The sequence below is a fragment of the Prosthecobacter gellanilyticus genome, assembly GCF_007992435.1.
In the GTDB taxonomy this organism is placed as follows: Bacteria; Verrucomicrobiota; Verrucomicrobiia; order Verrucomicrobiales; family Verrucomicrobiaceae; genus Prosthecobacter; species Prosthecobacter gellanilyticus.
In genome coordinates this window covers 29,165-47,235 of record NZ_BKAG01000036.1, presented here as the reverse complement: position 1 = coordinate 47,235, position 18,071 = coordinate 29,165, and the positions used below count along the sequence as shown (strand labels likewise).

The following is an 18,071-nucleotide window of genomic DNA, read 5'->3' as shown; positions in this document are numbered from 1 at the left end:
CACCCCCATGCCGAAGAAAGCCGCCGCCCCCTCAAAGCCTGCTGTTGTCGCTCCTGTCGCCCCCACGGATGCCATCCAGATCCGCGGCGCGAGGCAAAACAACCTGCGCGGCTTCGACCTGGACCTGCCCCTGGGCAAGCTGAGCGTGGTCACCGGCCCCAGCGGCAGCGGCAAGTCCTCCCTGGCCTTTGACACCATCTATGCGGAAGGCCAGCGGCGGTATGTGGAGACCTTCTCCCCCTACACCCGACAGTTCTTTGAGCGCATGGACAAGCCGAAGGTGGATGCCATCCACGGCATCCCGCCGGCCATCGCGATCGAGCAGGTCAATAACATCCGCTCCACGCGCAGCACGGTGGGCACGATCACGGAGATCAATGACTACCTCAAAATGCTCTTCCCGCGCCTGGCCGAGGGCACCTGCCCGGAATGCCATCGCCCCGTGCGCCCAGAAACGCCCGAGAGTATCCAGGCGGAGCTTTTGACCAAGCATGCCGGGCAAAACGCGCTCATCGGCTTCGGCGTGCCAGTACCGAAGGACACCAAGACCGAGGACTTCTTCCCCTTCCTCCAGGCCCAGGGCTATCTGCGCATCTGGGTGTATGGCGAGCTGATCCGCACCGATGAAGCCACCGCGCTCAAAGGCCGCAAACTGCCCGCCATCGTACTCGTGGTGCAGGACCGAGTCACCCTCGAAAAGAAGAACACCGCGCGACTCAGCGAAGCCGTCGAAGCCTCCTTGAGACTCGGCAAAGGCCAGCTCACGGTGATCCTTACAGCCGAAGGCCAGCCGAAAACCGCGAACAGCGAACCGAGAACACTTTCCTTCTCGACCGACTGGCGCTGCGCGAACTGCGACATCACTCTTCCCGCCCCCACGCCAGGCCTCTTTTCCTTCAACAATCCCATCGGCGCCTGCTCTGCATGCAAGGGCTTCGGGCGCACGCTGGGCATCGACCTGCGCAAGGCGATGCCGGACGAGTCTCTGAGCATCCGCGAGGGCCTGGTGAAGGCCTTCAGCGGCAGCACGTATCAAGAGAGTCAAGATGACTTGGAGCGCACTGCGAAGCGCAAGGGCATCAACCTCGACACCGCCTTCGCCGACCTGCCTGCCGACGAGCAGAAGTGGATCATCGAAGGCGAGGACAAAGATCCCGAGCGCGCCTGGAGCAACGGCCTGTGGTATGGCGTGCGCGGCTTTTTCAAATGGCTGGAGGCACGCGCCTACAAGATGCATGTCCGCGTGTTCCTGAGCCGTTACCGCGCCTACACCACCTGCTCGGAGTGCGATGGTGGCCGCCTGAAGAAAGAGGCGTATCACTTCCGCATTGGCGACAAAACCATCGCCGATCTATGGAACCTGCCAGTCACCGATCTGCTGCCACTGACTCAAAACTGGCCCGTGCTGAAGGGCGACAACGCGACACGCATGCTGCGTGATGAGATCGGCAGCCGTTTGAGTTATCTCGACCGCGCCGGACTCGGGTACATCCATTTGGATAGGCAAACCCGCACGCTCAGCGGTGGCGAGCTTCAGCGCGTGAACCTCACGACCTGTCTCGGCGCCTCGCTGGTGAACACGCTCTTCGTGCTGGATGAGCCAAGCATCGGCCTGCATCCGCGAGACATCGGCCGCCTCATCGGCGTCATGGAAGGCCTGCGCGACAAGGGCAACACGCTCCTCGTCGTGGAGCATGAGGAAAGCGTGATGCGCGCCGCGGACAATCTCATCGAGATCGGCCCCGGTCGCGGCGACAAAGGCGGCCAGCTGGTCTACTCCGGCGGCTTGGATGGACTGATGATGAAGAAGGGATCACTCACGGGTGATTATCTCTCCGGCATCAAATCGATCCCAGTGCCGGAGAACCGCAGACCAGTTCTCAGTTCTCAGTTCACGGCTTCCAGTTCTCCGGCCAGCAAGACCAGCCCTCGCAAAACAAAAACCGAGAACCGTGAACCGAGAACCACGAACTCTTTGTCCATTCGTGGAGCACGTCAAAACAACCTGAAGAACATCGACGTGGACATCCCGCTCGGTGTCTTCTGTTGCATCACCGGTGTTTCAGGATCAGGCAAGAGCACGCTCATCCATGAGGTGCTTTACCGGAACCTGCTGAGACTGCGTGGCGAGGTCAGTGAAGATGAGCCAGGCCGCGTGAAAAGCATCACCGGCCATGAGCAGCTCAGCCAGGTAGTGATGGTGGACCAGTCACCTCTGGCACGCACCCCGCGCAGCACGCCTGCGGTGTATGTCGGAGCCTTTGACACGATCCGCCAGCTCTTCGCCGATGGTGAAGACGCGAAGGCGCTGGGCATCACCTCCGGCTTCTTCTCCTTCAACAGCGGCGAGGGCCGCTGCGAGCGTTGCTGGGGCACGGGCTATGAGAAGATCGAGATGCAGTTCCTCAGCGATCTCTTCGTCACCTGCCCGGAGTGCGAAGGCAAGCGGTACCAGCCGCATGCACTCAAAGTGCTGCTGCATGGCAAAAGCATCCACGATGTGCTCTGCATGACCATCGAGGAATCCGTGGACTACTTCCGCCAGCCCGAGTTCGCGAAGGCCAAGAAGGCCGCTCAAGTGGCTAACCAACTTTCCATTCTCACTGAGGCCGGACTTGGTTATCTTAAGCTCGGCCAGCCGCTCAATACCCTCAGTGGTGGTGAGGCTCAGCGACTCAAACTTGTCGGTCACCTGATCGAATCTGCTTCACAGCGCGTGCCGGACAGCAAGACCTCTCTGCTCTTGCTCGACGAACCGACCACAGGCCTGCATTTTGATGACATCGCGCTCCTGGTGAAGCTGCTTCAGCGCCTCGTGAATGAAGGCAACAGCCTCATCGTGATCGAGCACAACCTGGACGTGATCCAGTGCGCGGACTGGGTCATCGATCTCGGCCCCGATGGCGGAGCCGCAGGCGGACAACTCGTGGTCACAGGCACACCCGAAACTGTGGCCGAATGCAAAGCTTCCTGGACCGGAAAGTATCTGGCGGAGAAGTTCTCCGTTCACGGTTCTCAGTTCACGGTTGCCGAGAAGCTAAGCGCGCCTCGCAAGTCACCAACCGAGAACAGTGAACCGAGAACAGCGAACGCCATTTCCATTCGCGGCGCTCGCGAGCACAACCTGAAAAACATCAACATCGACATCCCCCGCGACCAGTTTGTGGTCGTCACGGGTTTGAGCGGCAGCGGCAAGTCCACACTCGCCTTTGACCTCGTGTTTGCGGAAGGGCAGCGCCGGTTCCTGGACAGCATGTCCGTCTATGCGCGCACCTTTGTGGAGCAGATGGAGAAGCCGGAGGTGGATCTGATCACGGGCGTGCCGCCCACGGTGGCCATCGAGCAGCGCATCTCGCGCGGCGGTGGCAAGTCCACCGTGGCCACGGTCACAGAGGTCTGGCACTTCCTGCGACTGCTGTTTGCGAAGCTGGGCACGCAGTATTGCCCGAAGTGTGATGTGCCCGTGGTCAAACAAAGCGCCACGGCTATCACGCAGACCATTTCGGATCATGTGAAGCGCGGCGGACTGCATCTGCTCGCGCCATTGATCAAGGCACGCAAAGGCTTCCACACCGAGGTGGCGGAGAATGCGCGCAAGCATGGCATCGAGACCCTGCTGGTGGATGGAGAACTCAAGGACACGCTGACCTTCAAACCGCTCGCTCGATTCAAAGAGCACACCATCGATGCGGTGATTGCACAGGTGCAGAAAGGTCTGTCGCCACTGGAACTGCGTCCCTTGGTCGACAAGGCGCTGAAGATGGGCAAGGGCACGATCAAGCTGCGCTTTGCGGACAAGTCCACGCAAGTGCTGAGCACGGAGATGAGCTGTCCGACATGTGATCTGAGCTTTGAGGAACTGGATCCGCGCTTGTTCTCCTTCAACAGTCCGCACGGCTGGTGCTCGCACTGTCGTGGCTTCGGCTTTGTGGTGAGCGCGCATGGTGCGACACCGAATCGCGATGACATCTCGCAGCTTGCAGCCGAGCTTGAGGAAGAACGCCGCCTGACCCGCCACGAAGATGATGACGAAGGCGACAATGTGCGTCTCCCTTGCCCTCACTGCCACGGCAGCCGTCTGAACCAGACCGCGATGTTTGTGAAGCTGAAGGTGGAGGGAGACACCAGCCTGCCTAACAAGGGATCAAAAAAATCCAGCAAGGCCGCAAGCAAGATGCTTGCGCCACCTTATCTGCGCATCCAGGACCTCAATGGGCTGGCTGCGGAAGAGGCGGAGGTCGAGATGGCCAGGCTGCACTTCAGCGGCACGGAGGGTGAGATCGCACGAGATATCCTGGTGGAGATCAAGCAGCGACTGCACTTCATGAAGGAAGTGGGTCTGGGCTATCTGCAGCTCAATCGCAGCGCGGACACACTGAGCGGTGGTGAGGCCCAGCGCATCCGGCTGGCGGCACAGCTTGGCTCAAACCTGCGCGGCGTGCTGTATGTGCTGGATGAGCCGACCATCGGTCTGCATCCGCGTGACAACGTGCGCCTGCTGAACACGCTCACGGCCTTGCGCGACAAGGGCAACTCGCTGCTCGTGGTCGAGCATGATGACGAGACCATGCGCCGCGCAGACACGATCATCGACCTCGGGCCGGGCGCGGGTCGCTTCGGCGGCGAGATCATCAGCCAGGGCTCGCTGGATCACATCCTCAGTGATCCGCACAGCGTCACCGGCAAGGAACTGCGCGCGCCGCTGAAGCATCCGCTGCGTGGCGAGAGACGTCCCCTGCCCTCCGCCAAGAAGAAGGAAGGCTGGCTCACCATCGAGGGCGCTCGGGCGAACAACCTGCGTGACCTGAAGATCAGCATCCCCATTGGCCGCCTCACCGTGATCACTGGCGTGAGCGGCAGTGGCAAGAGCACTTTTATGCACAGCGTGCTGTGCCCTGCGGCGAAGATCGCGACGAACAAGACGAGTGCGGCCAGGAAGGAAGCGAAGCCCTGGAAGAGCGCGGTCGGTTTCGATCAGCTCTCGGCGGTTCACGAGGTGGATCAATCGCCCATCGGCAAGACCTCGCGCTCCTGCCCGGCGACCTATGTCGGCGTGCTGGATGATATCCGGAAACTCTTCGCGCAGCTTCCGGCTTCACGGGCTCGTGGCTATGATGGCGGACGCTTCTCCTTCAACACCGAAGGCGGGCGCTGTGAAAGCTGCCAGGGCAATGGCGAGATCAAGGTGGAGATGAACTTCCTGCCAACGACCCGCGTGCCTTGTGAAAGCTGCCATGGCCTGCGCTTCAACAGCGCCACGCTGGAGATCGAGTACAACGGCAAAAACATCGGCCAGATCCTGCGCATGAGCATCACAGAGGCAGCGGAGTTCTTCGCCAGCCAGCCGAGGATCGCGCGGCCGCTGCAGTTGCTCGCGGACACAGGTGTCGGCTATCTACAACTCGGTCAGCCGAGTCCGACTTTGAGCGGTGGCGAGGCCCAGCGCATGAAGCTGGTCACGGAACTCAGCGTCGGCCAGGGCAAGACCATCACCCAGAAGCTGCGCGGTCTGAAGACCGAGAAGCGAAACCTCTATCTCATCGAAGAGCCAACCATCGGCCTGCACATGAGCGATGTGGCGCGGCTTCTGGATGTGCTGCACAGGCTCGTCGAGGAAGGCCATACTGTGGTCGTGATCGAGCATCATCCAGACGTGTTTGCGGAAGCGGACTACCTTCTCGATATCGGCCCCGAAGCCGGTGCCGAAGGCGGCCAGCTCGTCGCCAGCGGCACTCCGGAGGAAGTGGCCAAGCACAAGACCAGCTGCACAGCCCCGTTCTTGCGCCAGGTGCTCGGGATCAAGTAAAGTAGTCATGCGCTTTAGCGCGTGAGCACCCGTTACGCCGTAAAGTGACGGGTGCTGGGAAGACATGGATTGGCCGGTGGTTCGCGGATGGGTGCGGGCTGAAGCCCTGCACTACTTTGGTCCCCGCAAGTTCGCCGCCCGTTGTTCCCAAAGTAAGGGCGCCAGCGGCGCCACAAAGTACTCATGCGCTTTAGCGCGTGAGCACCCGTTACGCCGTAAGGTGACGGGTGCTGGGCAGACATGGATTGGCCGGAGGTTAGCGGATGGGTGCGGGCTGAAGCCCTGCACTACTTTGGCCCGCCCAGTTCGCCCCCCGTTGTTCCCAAAGTAAGGGCGCCAGCGGCGCCCCAAAGTACTCATGCGCTTTAGCGCGTGAGCACCTGTTACGCCGTGGAGTGACGGGTGCTGGAAAGACATGGATTGGCCGGCAGCTCGCAGCCAAGTGCGGGCTAAAGCCCTGCACTACTTTGGTCCGCCCAGTTCGCCCCCCGTTGTTCCCAAAGTGAAGCGCCAGCGGCGCCACACAGTACTCATGCGCTTCAGCGCGTGAGAGCCCCGTTACGCCCCAGCGCCAAGGACCCGGGAAATGACAGACTGGTGGACGATTCGCAGCCAAGTGCGGGCTGAAGCCCTGCACTACTTTAGGTTGACCTGCCCCCGGTCTCCCCCCACACTCCGCCCGTCACGACAGGGGCGTCCCGTAGCAGGGACTGAGATGGGTCTTCCTGGACCCGAACCCTCCGAACCTGATGCGGGTCATACCGCCGAAGGGAGCTCGCTCGGAGGTATCTCAGTTCACGGCCACGCGCCGCCCCAACCGAAAACTGAGAACCCTGAACCGAGAACTTCACCACCCATGATCGCCGATCCCAAGACCTCCTTTGAGCCGCATTCTTCTGAGCAGCTCCCCGCCTCCACCCGCGTGTATGTGCAGGGCCAGATCCATACGGATGTGCAGGTGCCCATGCGCGAAATCACGCTGAGCCCCACCAAGGCTTTCAATGGCCGCATCGAGGTGAATGAACCCGTGCGCGTGTATGACACCTCCGGCCCCTGGGGCGATCCGAATTACACCGGCACCGTGGAGGAAGGTCTCCCGGCCCTGCGCAAGGCCTGGATCCTCGCCCGCAATGATGTGGAGGAGTATGAAGGCCGCGCCATCGAGCCACGTGACAATGGTTACCTCACCGCGAACCATGCCGAGTATGCTGCGGCGAAGCGTGAAGGTCTGCTGAGCCCGCTGAAGGCGCCGATCAATGCGCAGCGCAATCCTTTGAAGGCGAAGAGCCATCCCGTGACGCAGCTTCACTACGCGCGTCAGGGCATCATCACCCCGGAGATGGAGTTCATCGCCATCCGTGAAAACATGCGTCGCGCGCAGATCGCGGACTTCACGAACGACATCGTCCGCAATGACCTGGACAAGCAGCATGTGGGCTCGTCCCAGGTCCAATCGGAGTACACCCCGGGCATCTTCCGCCGCTTCCCGCAGCGCATCCCGAACGAGATCACCGCAGAGTTCGTTAGGTCAGAGGTGGCTGCAGGGCGCGCCATCATCCCGGCGAACATCAATCACCCGGAGCTGGAGCCGATGATCATCGGCCGCAATTTCCTGGTGAAGATCAATGCGAACATCGGCAATAGCGCCGTGGCTTCCAGCATCGAGGAAGAGGTGGAGAAAATGCGCTGGGCCACGAAGTGGGGCGGCGATACCGTGATGGACCTTTCCACGGGCAAAAACATCCACGCCACGCGCGAGTGGATCCTGCGCAACAGCCCCGTGCCGATCGGCACAGTGCCCATCTACCAGGCGCTGGAAAAAGTGAACGGCAAGGCCGAGGACCTGACCTGGGAGCTCTTCCGCGACACACTGATCGAGCAGGCCGAGCAGGGCGTGGACTACTTCACCATTCACGCCGGCGTGCTGCTGCGCTTCGTGCCCATGACCGCCTCCCGCATGACGGGCATCGTCAGCCGTGGCGGCAGCATCATGGCCAAGTGGTGCCTGGCCCATCACAAGGAAAACTTCCTCTACACCCACTGGGACGACATCTGCGACATCATGGCCGCTTATGACGTCAGCTTCTCCATCGGCGACGGACTCCGCCCCGGCTCCATCGCCGATGCGAATGACAAGGCGCAGTTTGGCGAGCTGGAGGTGCAGGGCGAGCTCACGAAGCGCGCCTGGGCCAAGGGCGTGCAGGTCATGAACGAAGGCCCCGGCCATGTGCCCATGCACATGATCGAGGAAAACATGGCCAAGCAGCTCGAGTGGTGCCACGAGGCGCCCTTCTACACCCTCGGGCCCCTCACCACGGACATCGCCCCCGGTTATGACCACATCACCAGCGGCATCGGCGCCGCCATGATCGGCTGGTATGGCTGCGCCATGCTCTGCTACGTCACGCCGAAGGAGCACCTCGGCCTGCCGAACAAAGAGGATGTCAAAGCCGGCGTCATCACCTACAAGCTCGCCGCCCACGCCGCCGACCTCGCCAAAGGCCACCCCGGCGCGCAGTACCGCGACAACGCCCTGTCCAAGGCCCGCTTCGAGTTCCGCTGGGAGGATCAGTTTAACCTGAGCCTCGACCCCGTCACCGCCCGCGCCTTCCACGACGAAACCCTCCCCCAGGACGGTGCCAAGAGTGCCCACTTCTGCTCCATGTGCGGCCCCCACTTCTGCAGCATGAAGATCACCGAAGACGTCCGCAAATACGCCGCCGAGCAGGCCATCTCCGAGGATGAAGCGATCAAGCGCGGTATGGAAGAGAAATCGAAGGAGTTTGTGGAGGCTGGAGCGGAGGTTTACACCACGGCCTAACCATCAAATAGCGTCGTTCTATGGCTCTAGTGCAGCAAAATTCCATTCTCTAAAGTCGCCCATGGCCCCACTATTCACGATCGAAGCACCAGCTCGAATTCATATCTCACTAATTAATGAATCTGGTGTATTTGGTCGTGTAGATGGTGGTATTGGTTTCGCCGTGACTGAACCCAAATGGGTTATTGACATTCACCTATCCGATAGCAAGGACGATAAACCAGTCACTGAAGTAGAAGTATTGATTGACCAAGCAATGGCGAAGCTTGGTCAACGGTTCCCTCGAGCTTTGTCACTTAAACTGAACGTTCGGCATTTTCTAGCATCTCATATCGGGCTTGGAGCAAAGACGTCGCTTCTTTTGGCGGCAGCCAGAGCCGTCTGTGAAGTGGAAGGTTTAGCGTTTGATGCCATCGAAATGGCTGGCTATTTAGGAAGAGGGGGAACTTCTGGTGTGGGAGTTCATCTTTCAGACGGAGGCGGGATTGTCTGGGATATCGGACGCAAATATCCTCACGATAAGTCTGCATTCGGACCATCATCGCTTTCATTAGCCCCGCCGCCACCGCTCCTCCTACGTCGACACGCAGAATGGTTACACGTTGTGCATTTCCGCGTAGCTGAAATCGGAATCTTTGGCAAAGCGGAGGTGGACATCTTCAAGAAACATTGCCCAGTGTCTTCTGAGGAGACATGCTCACTCATCGGAATTACAGCCTCGCAAATTTTTCCAGCGCTAATCGAGCACGATGAAGAAGCTTTACAGCAATCTTTGTCTTCGATTCAGGATCTCGGGTTAAAGAAAATAGAGTGGGATCATCAACATGATGTCACCAAACAATTCAGAGAATATTGGCTCCAAAACCATCAAGAATACGCACTTGGCCTATCTAGCATGGGCCCAACCATGTACGTACTCACTTCAAAACCAGAAGACGTTAAGAGGGCGATTACGCAGTCCGGTTTTCATTTTCTGCACTTGACGATGACTTCTATTTCCGATTCAGGTTTCATCATTAGCTACCCGAAAATAACCTAATCCCATGAGCCCAGCCTTTCATACTCATATTTTCTCTATCGGAATTAATGAGTATATCAATTACCGATCACTTCGCTGTTGTGTTAACGATGCCGAAAAGATAGCCGCTGAGCTTACCGGGTTAGCTCAAAACCTCCAATCGTGCTCTCTCAGTACCGGAACCAATGGCACACCACGACCTACTCAAGCAGAGGTTCGGGATGTTCTTTCCAAGATAGGTGCTCTAGACGCAGGAGAGTCTGATATAGTTTTTTTCTATTTTGCCGGTCATGGCAGTCAGTTTGAAGGACGTGACTATCTACTTTGCAACGACACAGCCAAGGACTTAGTATCCGCGATATCAACCGATGAAGTAATAGCATCTTTAGTATCATCAAAAGCAGGGACAGCGGTTCTAATCATTGATGCGTGCCGCTCTGAATTCACAAGGGATGCGAATTCATTCGGAGAGAGGACAGCTGAATTAGCCAGAAGGCGAGGGGTTGTAACTTTTTTCGCATGCAGCCCGGGCGAAGTGTCCCAGGAGCTTGTTGAATTGGACCCCGGGCACGGCGTCTTCACATACGCTTTTTTAGGAGCGCTGAAGCAGCTTTCTCATATCACACCACTTGATCTTGATAGAAAAGTTTGTGAGGAGGTTGCCAGCCTTTGTCAACGGTATAGACTTTCTAAGCAGAGGCCATACACTGCTGTAGCCCCGATCCAAAAGAGTTTAATAGACTTGGTCACGGGCAAATTGGTGGTCGGGTTAGGGGCAGAAGCTAAAAAATGTATTCTTATCTCTGGGCCATCAAATGCAGGTAAAACTACCCTCGGTCAGTTTATTGCGAGTGAGTTCGGATATGTCCACGTGGAAATGAGCACGTTCGCTTGGCAGCGCTACCTTCAAGCTGAGAGCTTTGCTGGCAATATTCAGGAATTTATGGAAGATGTGGTCTGGAAAGACAACTCTTTCGACGTTATTGCACGTGACCTGCTAGATTCACGACTGGACATGAACAAGATTGTAATTTGTGGTTCACGTCGCCCGGAAGAGATCGAAACGCTCAAAAAACAAGGGTGGAACATGATCGAACTCTATCTCTATGCGAATTCTTCTCTTCGATTTAAAAGACATCTAGATTCGTCACCAAAATCACGCTTCGGGGTCGACTATCGCGCCTTCGTGAAACGAGACATGCAAGAGTATGCGTGGGGTCTAGCAAAAGTTGCAACCATGCCAAATTTCAAACTTTTGACGAACGAAGGAAGTATCGAGTCACTGTTAGGCGACACCAAGGCCTTTCTGAGTGACAAGGCCTAAGATGCTCATGCGGATCAAGGACCCGCTAGCAGATCGTATTTCCACGCGCCCGCTTAATGCCAGCGGGAGAAGACTCTGAATAATGCAGGGGCATCTTAGCAGCCAGTGCGCTGAGTTCTCGCGTCCCACAAACGATTCATGAATAGATGCACTTTCTCAATTTCCGTTCGCTCGGTTTCCTTTAATTGTTGTTTCTCTTCAAACAGACCGGCTGATAGCAGATAAAGTGCAGCCATTTCGAAACCAGTTCCTACAATTGACCCTATTCCTGGCACGGCGCTATTGCCTGATGATTCAATCAGGAGTTTGGCAAGAGGAAGTGTTATAGATATGCCTGAACTCAGATTTGGGATGACCTTCTTTCGCTCTCTATCAACATTATTCATTGTGGCCTCTCTTGTTAGTCTTCCATAATCTTCCGCAGCAGAAATGACCTCCTGTGCATTTAGCGCCAAAAACTCAGGAATTGAAGTTGGGTCTGTGATTCGCGCCTTCTCAACCATCTTAGTTACAGCGTCACTAAAACTTTTCCGCTCTGACTCCAAACCTGCTCTAATTCTTGCCGCCTCATGAACTGTTAGAACTTCGTCCATGGACACATGCTTGGCAGATAAATCTGCGGCGTTATTACGCATTAGAAGCGAGATGCAAAAATCTTGGAGTCGCCCGCTCACATCCTCGAAGGGTAATACCTTCCCGAAATACTTTCTAAACAACGGGTTCCGAATTATATCCTCCGCTACTTTCATGTCAGTTGAAATTGGCTGACCATTTCGTTGGGAAATACTACAGGCCAGCAGGGTCATGTATACATTGCATAATTCATTGCTCAATTCGCATGCGTACATGGCATCATCAAACCGTGCCCAACCGAGTTCTAACAACTTTTCAAAGACTCGCTGATCAAACTTTTGTGCGTAGACGAAGTGCCTGGTGAATCCAAAATTCTGCCGATTTTTGAACTCAAATTTTTGCTTATAATCTTTGCCAAGCAAGGACTCAAATATAGCGCCATTTTTAGCGGTTGCTGCATCTGTTAAAAAGTGACAAAACATCTGCGCCACGTCTTCTCTAGCCTCCCAAAACTCGGCGGCTTGAATAAAGTCATATCCAAGATACTGCCGACATATCGCATTTGAAGTTTGAGCGCTCTCAAAACGTTCTTCATCCATTCCGCCAAAAGAAGGTATTATTCGTTGGGCTCTTTCTTGAAAGAGAAGTGCATTAACCAACATCTTGTCTGGGATATTGATAAAAGGATAATATAGAAATGAGCCCGAAAGAGACATAGGTAAATATGTGGCAAAATCACGATGTCACAGCAAGACAAAATACTCTACCATGCATCTTGTCTCTTGGCATATCACCTATCGCGATATTGAGACTTAACCTCCATCCAAAACCGGATATTTCATCAGTGGCTTGCCGTTACATCAAAGATCCTTGTTAAGCATTATACGAAAACAAAAGGAAATGAATAAGGTGCTGATCACGCAAGTTCGGCTATGCGACCGTAAACACTTCTTCTCGCGATATAATATTGCAGCTAGAGCCAACCGATCCGACCACCAAATCACCTCAATCTCACCATGAAACCCAAAAACATCATCTGCCTGTGGTTCGATAAAGATGCGGAGGAGGCGGCGCGGTTTTATGCGGCGACGTTTCCGGACAGTGAGGTCACGGCGGTGCATCTGGCACCGGGGGATTACCCTTCAGGGACGGAGGGGGAGGTGCTGACGGTGGAGTTCACGGTCTGCGGGATTCCCTGTGTGGGGCTGAATGGCGGGCCGGAGTTCAAGCACTGCGAGGCGTTCTCCTTTCAGATCGCCACGGACACGCAGGAGGAGACGGATCGCTACTGGAACGCGATCATCGGCAACGGTGGCGAAGAGAGCCAGTGCGGCTGGTGCCGGGATCGCTGGGGCATCTCCTGGCAGATCACCCCGCGCACCCTGACAGATGCCATGGCCGCCGGTGGAGACGAAGCCAAACGTGCCTTCGCCGCCATGATAGAGATGGGCAAGATCGACATCGCCAAGATCGATGCGGCTCGGCGGGGGTGATGGATTCCCTGGATTGGAGAACCACGGAGTGGTTCCCCATGAGTAGCCCGGGGTGACCAAAGGAAACCCCGGGTAGACCACCATGAATTCACCGCTCAGTATCAATCCCGTAGGGATTGCCCAATGCACGCAGCGTTCACGGTCCCAAACCATGGACATCGCATGCTTCGCTGATTTCCGATTGGAAAAGGCTGTCCCCGCATTGGGCAACTCCTACGGAGTTGATTTTCAGGAAGATGTCAAATATGCCTAACCAGGGGTTTCGCGCGCTAACGCTTGCTGCACCCCTGGCTATTCGGAGGGAACCACTCCGTGGTTCAAGACAGAACTCTCCGTGTCGAAATGCATCAACCTGTGGGTAAAGCCCACAGTCGTGCTGGCCGTCACCAACACAAAAATGTCAGGAGCATTATCGCGGCTCTTTTCCCAGCAGCAGGGCTGCTCAACACTAAAGCGGCAGCAGGCTGCCGCAGTCCATGGACTGAGAATTTTGAGGGTGAGCTTTTCAGCCTGGCGCCTCCGTCAGGACCTCTAATTGCTAGGGGATAGGATTTCCTGCATTCCCATACAGTGGCTGAATGGTCATCAACAGCAATGCACCCAAATTGCGGGGCATGTCTTTGGCGTTGCTGATCCCTTCCACCAGGGTCTTGGTTTTCTTCATCAGTTCCTCATGCGAAATGGGATTCGTGTCACTCATGTCCATGAGGGCCTTGAAAGCATTCCAAACCTTCGGCGGACATTGATCTTTGATCTGATCCTTGGTTGGGTCATAATTCGCGTCGTAATGAGTCATGATCTCATCGGACAGCTTGTTGAGCCGGTCCACTTCGCTGAGAACCTTCTTGGCAAAGCTCGCGGTGTCGTTGGGGGAGGTGGCGATGATGTTTTTCGGTGTGGGCTTGGAAGCAAAAGCTTTCGCACCTCCGCGTTCCATCAGGTTGGTGATGTAGCCAGCGCAGTTCTCCTCATGTGACACCATTTTGTAAGGCATCACGTGCCCTTGCTGATTGAGCAAGGTCTGCAGATCGCCGAGGAACTTTTGTGCCTTTGGAAGCGTGTCGACAGAACCGTCGTCCATGCATTTTTGAATGTCCTGATACTCCTTGCTGGTGGGATCATAGCAATCCCGGAGGTCTTCAGCCCAATCCATCAGATAATCCACGCCATCACCATTCCAATCGTCAGCGACCTCCTCCGGCGTCAAACTAAGCAGCGAACTCCGCTCCGTCGCTTTGGCCCCATCCTTCTGAAGGCTGTCATACCGCTCCACCATGCTGCTCTCATTGAGGCCAAAATAGACAAACTTGTCGCCGGTTGCATCCCCATTGCGCCCGGCAAGGGGCAGGTGAAATTTCTCAGCCTTCAATCCCCAACTGGCCTGGTTGGTATCTGTGTCAACGTAAGCCTTCTGCCGGGCCTTGGGCTCAAACTTCGCATACTCGAGCAACTTTGAAGTGTAGTTGTTGGATGCCTCCTTGAGTTTCGACATGCATTCCTCAAACGAGATTTCCTCATTCTCGAAGGCCGTTAGCGCCTCATGCATGTTTAATTTCATCCGGCCTTGCAGCGTTTGGGTCTCTTCCGGGTCCCCATTTGTGTCCAACAAGATGTCGATGTGATCCGTGTAGTCCTCAACTGCATCCTCCAGGTTGTCGAGGGCGTCGTCATCGTCCTGGATACCGCGGAGGTCCGCAAAGAACTTGTTCGCTTTGGGAGTCACTTCTCTCAGCTCTGCCCTGGTAACTCGCGAATCCTCCAGCCTGGATTCGGTTCGGTCCGCGATCTCGCTTCCGTAGTCATCACGCGCAGTTTCAGACAGATGCCCCTCCTGATTCTTGCCGCGTAGAGCATCGAGAATCTCCCCTTTGCCGCCTGCTGAATCACCGGGCCAAAAGCTGACATACTTGTCCTGAGCGTTGGGATTCACGGTTCGATTTCGAATGCCGGCGGCGGCGTGCCCTGGATGGTCGAGTCCGGAGCTGACCCACCAGCGCACCACGAGATTCCGTTTCAAGGACTGCGCATCTCCCTGCCCGTTGAAGCTCTTCGCAATCGACTCCATTTTCGCCACATTCTTGGCGTTGAGCTTGGGAATCTTGCCTCCAAAGGCTTCACGGATCGCCTTGTCGATGTTGGTTTTGTTCGTTTCCTGCTTCTCTCCAACACCCTTCCCATACTCCTGCTTCAAAGCGCCAACAAAAAGATTGAAAGCCAATTTTTGCTGGGATTGCAGTTTGGTTAGACGTTCGCTTCCCCAGTCGGTGTTTTTGAGAATGCCGCCCGCCAACCAGTCCAGGGCCTTCCCTCCGAATTTCTTGCCCGACGGGACGACCTCCGCCTTGTCATTTCTCTGCTCGATCGAAACCGTGCCTAGGAGCGAGGTTTCCCGGAATTTTTGAACGTTGATGCCGCTCATAAGATTCGACTGAGTTGTTGGTTTGATCGCTTTCCTTTACACAAGCCGGCTCATCACAGTGAGGGCGTCTTCGGCAACAGCCCCGTTCTCCAGGGAGGCATCGCCCTCACGAATCTTGGCGACGACCTCGCGCACTTTCTCCATGCGATGGACGAATGTCTCGAGAAGCTCTTCCATCTTGCCAGCCTCGAGTTGATGCTCGAAGACCGGTTGCACGAAAAGCACGCATTCGACATTACGGTCATAGGTCAGCGTGGCGGGATCGCCATCCGTGGCGAGAGCATGGTTGATCTCCAACAGCGAGCGCCACTGGTCTGCGGACAGCGTCAGCTCCTCGAGTTGCTCCGCCTCAGCCACCTCGGCGATAAAGCCAATGAACTGCCACTTGTCGTGGCGCATGCGGATTGCGACAGGCAGTTCATCGATGGCAAAGATGCAGTCGCCTTGTTCATCGAGTTCGAGACCGTCGATGCCCAGATTGGCTCCGAGCTCATTCATCAGTTTTGAGGCAAAGTCAGTGTTCGGCATAGGGAGAATAACAGCGATTGTGGAAGAGTTGGGTGTGAAGTCAATCTGATTGCTTGAGGCTGACTCGAGGTTCCTTTCCCGGCAGTAAGGCTGCCCAACCCTAAAGCGGCTGCAGGCTGCCGCAGTCCATGTCGCTGCCGCGCTGACGCTCCATTCTGGAGGACTTTGATCATCGTGGAAGAACGAAACCGATTGTCGAAGCGGCACCAGAAGTTTAGAAGCCCCCGCATGAATTCCCTGTATCTGGCGCGCAGAGTTTTTTTGGATGAGGCAACGACGATGGAGGTCGTTGAGGAGATGAAGCGCTGCCACGCGGCGGCGGCTCCGGTCTATGGAGGCGAGAAGCCGGGAGGAGCGGTGAATCCTTATATTCGCAAGGTGTCGCGTCTCGCCATCGCCCCGGAGATCAGCGAGCGGATCAAGGCATTGCTGATGCAGGAGAAGGACCAGCTGGCGCGGCACTTCGGGGTGGAGCTCACGCACTGCGAGGAACCGCAATTCCTGCGCTACGAGACCGGAGATTTCTTTGTGATGCATCAGGACGGCAACACGCCGATGGTTCACGATCATACCCGATTCCGGAAGGTCTCGGTGAGTGTCTACCTCTCCCAACAGGGCGAGCCTTCCGCGCCTGGAACGTATGGTGGCGGGGAGCTAGTGCTCTACAGCCATTATTCGGCCCCGGGTGAGCGGGTCTTCGAACCGCGCGGCACCCTCGTCGCCTTCCGCTCTGAAACGACGCATGAGGTCCTGCCGATCACGCATGGCGAGCGCTATGTGATTGTGACGTGGTTTCGCAGTGACGAACCAAAGGTATGATCTGACGAATCGCGGGCGTGCGCTTGGTGTGGCTCCCCTGACGATCTCAAGTTCCACGACGTTGTGCTCGTGAGATGAAAGATGGCTGCTGATTCGCTGTTATCGCACCATGAAAACACTCCTCGGCCGGTTGGGCATGGTGTTCGCGGTGGTACTCAGCACGGTGACGTCCTGGGGAGAGCAAGGAATGACTCTGGCGGGATCGCAGATGATCTGGGACAAAGCGCCGCACAATGCCTTCACGGATCTGCACCGGCAGCATGGACGCTGGTACTGCACGTTTCGTGAGGGTGCGGCTCACGTCTCGCCGGATGGAGCGGTGCGCATCCTCGTCTCGGATGACTGGCAGAAGTGGAGGTCGATCGCGCTGCTCACGGTGCCATGGGCGGACCTGCGTGATCCGAAGCTGACGGAGACACCGGACGGCCGGATGCTCGTCACCGCCGGTGCCCTGCTGCATGAGGCCAAGGACGGCACCACCAACCGGTCGCTGGCCTGGATCAGCAAGGATGGTGAATCATGGGACGGGCCGCACGAGATCGGCGAACCGAACATCTGGATGTGGAGTTGTGTCACCCACCAAGATGCCATGTATAGCTTCGGTTACTTCAAGCAGTGGCCCACGCTGAAGAATGGCGGCAGCAAAGAGACATCGCCGCAAACGCCCGGGGCGCGGATGATCCGGCTGTATCGCAGCACGAATGGTCTGCAATGGACGCCGGTCACCACGCAGTCCTACGAGGGCCGCTACATCAATGAGACGGCCATCGCCTTTCAGCAAGACGGACGCATGATCGCGGTCACACGCCGCGACAACGGCCCTGAGCCAAGGGTGGCACGAATCGGCTTCAGCTCACCACCCTACACCGAATGGACTTGGAATGAGAGCAACCATCGACTGAACGGTCCGGCACTGTGTGCCCTGGCAGACGGTCGTCTTGCCACAGGTGCCCGCTGGAAACTAGGCGGCAGCGAAAACACCTCGCTGGGTTGGATAGATGCAGAAAAGGCCATCGTGACACCAGGGCTTGTTTTGCCCTCGCTGCGCGAGACAGGCTATCCATCCATCGTCTCCCACGAGGGAGGCCTCTATGTCAGCTACTACGCTTCACAAAGCGGCAAGCCAGCGATTTACATCGCCAAGGTCGATCTGAAGCCGTGACGGCAGAAAGCCCGCGTGAAGGGGTGGCGACTTCGGCAAGCACGAGACCTGTCAAGGAGCCACCCACTCCACAGACATTAGCATCACCCTGGCAGGCCTAACAAGATG

10 protein-coding genes and 1 riboswitch are annotated in these 18,071 nt (G+C 56.7%); of the genes, 7 read left to right on the top strand and 3 right to left on the bottom strand.

Annotated features, from left to right (window positions below; all coding sequences use genetic code 11):
- Positions 1-7: 7 nt before the first annotated feature.
- The 4 genes from BGE01nite_RS20370 (at position 8) to BGE01nite_RS20355 (ending at position 10,969) form a co-directional block, all read left to right on the top strand.
- Positions 8-5,806: an excinuclease ABC subunit UvrA gene (locus BGE01nite_RS20370; RefSeq protein ID WP_146853094.1), complete on the top strand. Its 5,799-nt coding sequence runs from the start codon at positions 8-10 to the stop codon at positions 5,804-5,806.
- Between the two features lie 679 nt (positions 5,807-6,485).
- A riboswitch (TPP riboswitch) is annotated at positions 6,486-6,597 on the top strand.
- Between the two features lie 65 nt (positions 6,598-6,662).
- Positions 6,663-8,627 carry a phosphomethylpyrimidine synthase ThiC gene (gene thiC / locus BGE01nite_RS20365; RefSeq protein ID WP_146853092.1) on the top strand — a complete coding sequence of 655 codons (1,965 nt, stop codon included), beginning with the start codon at positions 6,663-6,665 and terminating at the stop codon, positions 8,625-8,627.
- Positions 8,628-8,688: 61 nt separating this feature from the next.
- Positions 8,689-9,666 carry a beta-ribofuranosylaminobenzene 5'-phosphate synthase family protein gene (locus tag BGE01nite_RS20360; RefSeq protein ID WP_170266933.1) on the top strand — a complete coding sequence of 326 codons (978 nt, stop codon included), beginning with the start codon at positions 8,689-8,691 and terminating at the stop codon, positions 9,664-9,666.
- A gap of 4 nt (positions 9,667-9,670) precedes the next feature.
- Entirely contained in the window at positions 9,671-10,969 is a 1,299-nt protein-coding gene (locus BGE01nite_RS20355; protein WP_146853088.1) for a caspase family protein, read from the top strand.
- A 95-nt stretch (positions 10,970-11,064) separates the two neighbouring features.
- On the opposite strand, the gene BGE01nite_RS20350 is transcribed toward BGE01nite_RS20355, so the two are convergent.
- Positions 11,065-12,258, bottom strand: coding sequence for a hypothetical protein (locus BGE01nite_RS20350; RefSeq protein WP_146853086.1), 1,194 nt, complete (start codon positions 12,256-12,258; stop codon positions 11,065-11,067).
- A gap of 300 nt (positions 12,259-12,558) precedes the next feature.
- Here BGE01nite_RS20350 and BGE01nite_RS20345 point away from each other — a divergent pair, with 300 nt between their 5' ends.
- A complete protein-coding gene (locus tag BGE01nite_RS20345; RefSeq protein ID WP_146853084.1) occupies positions 12,559-13,035 on the top strand; it encodes a VOC family protein in 477 nt (158 codons plus the stop codon).
- 538 nt (positions 13,036-13,573) lie between these two features.
- On the opposite strand, the gene BGE01nite_RS20340 is transcribed toward BGE01nite_RS20345, so the two are convergent.
- Positions 13,574-15,454 carry a hypothetical protein gene (locus tag BGE01nite_RS20340; RefSeq protein ID WP_146853082.1) on the bottom strand — a complete coding sequence of 627 codons (1,881 nt, stop codon included), beginning with the start codon at positions 15,452-15,454 and terminating at the stop codon, positions 13,574-13,576.
- 36 nt (positions 15,455-15,490) lie between these two features.
- Complete coding sequence (locus BGE01nite_RS29085) at positions 15,491-15,982, bottom strand: CesT family type III secretion system chaperone (protein WP_170266932.1); 492 nt, start codon at positions 15,980-15,982, stop codon at positions 15,491-15,493.
- Positions 15,983-16,210: 228 nt separating this feature from the next.
- On the opposite strand from BGE01nite_RS29085, the gene BGE01nite_RS20330 reads away from it, so the two are divergent.
- Both BGE01nite_RS20330 and BGE01nite_RS20325 read left to right on the top strand, forming a co-directional pair.
- Positions 16,211-16,801, top strand: a complete 591-nt coding sequence (locus tag BGE01nite_RS20330) for a 2OG-Fe(II) oxygenase (protein ID WP_146853080.1) — start codon at positions 16,211-16,213, stop codon at positions 16,799-16,801.
- Positions 16,802-16,910: 109 nt separating this feature from the next.
- Entirely contained in the window at positions 16,911-17,963 is a 1,053-nt protein-coding gene (locus BGE01nite_RS20325; protein ID WP_146853078.1) for a sialidase family protein, read from the top strand.
- Positions 17,964-18,071: the final 108 nt, after the last annotated feature.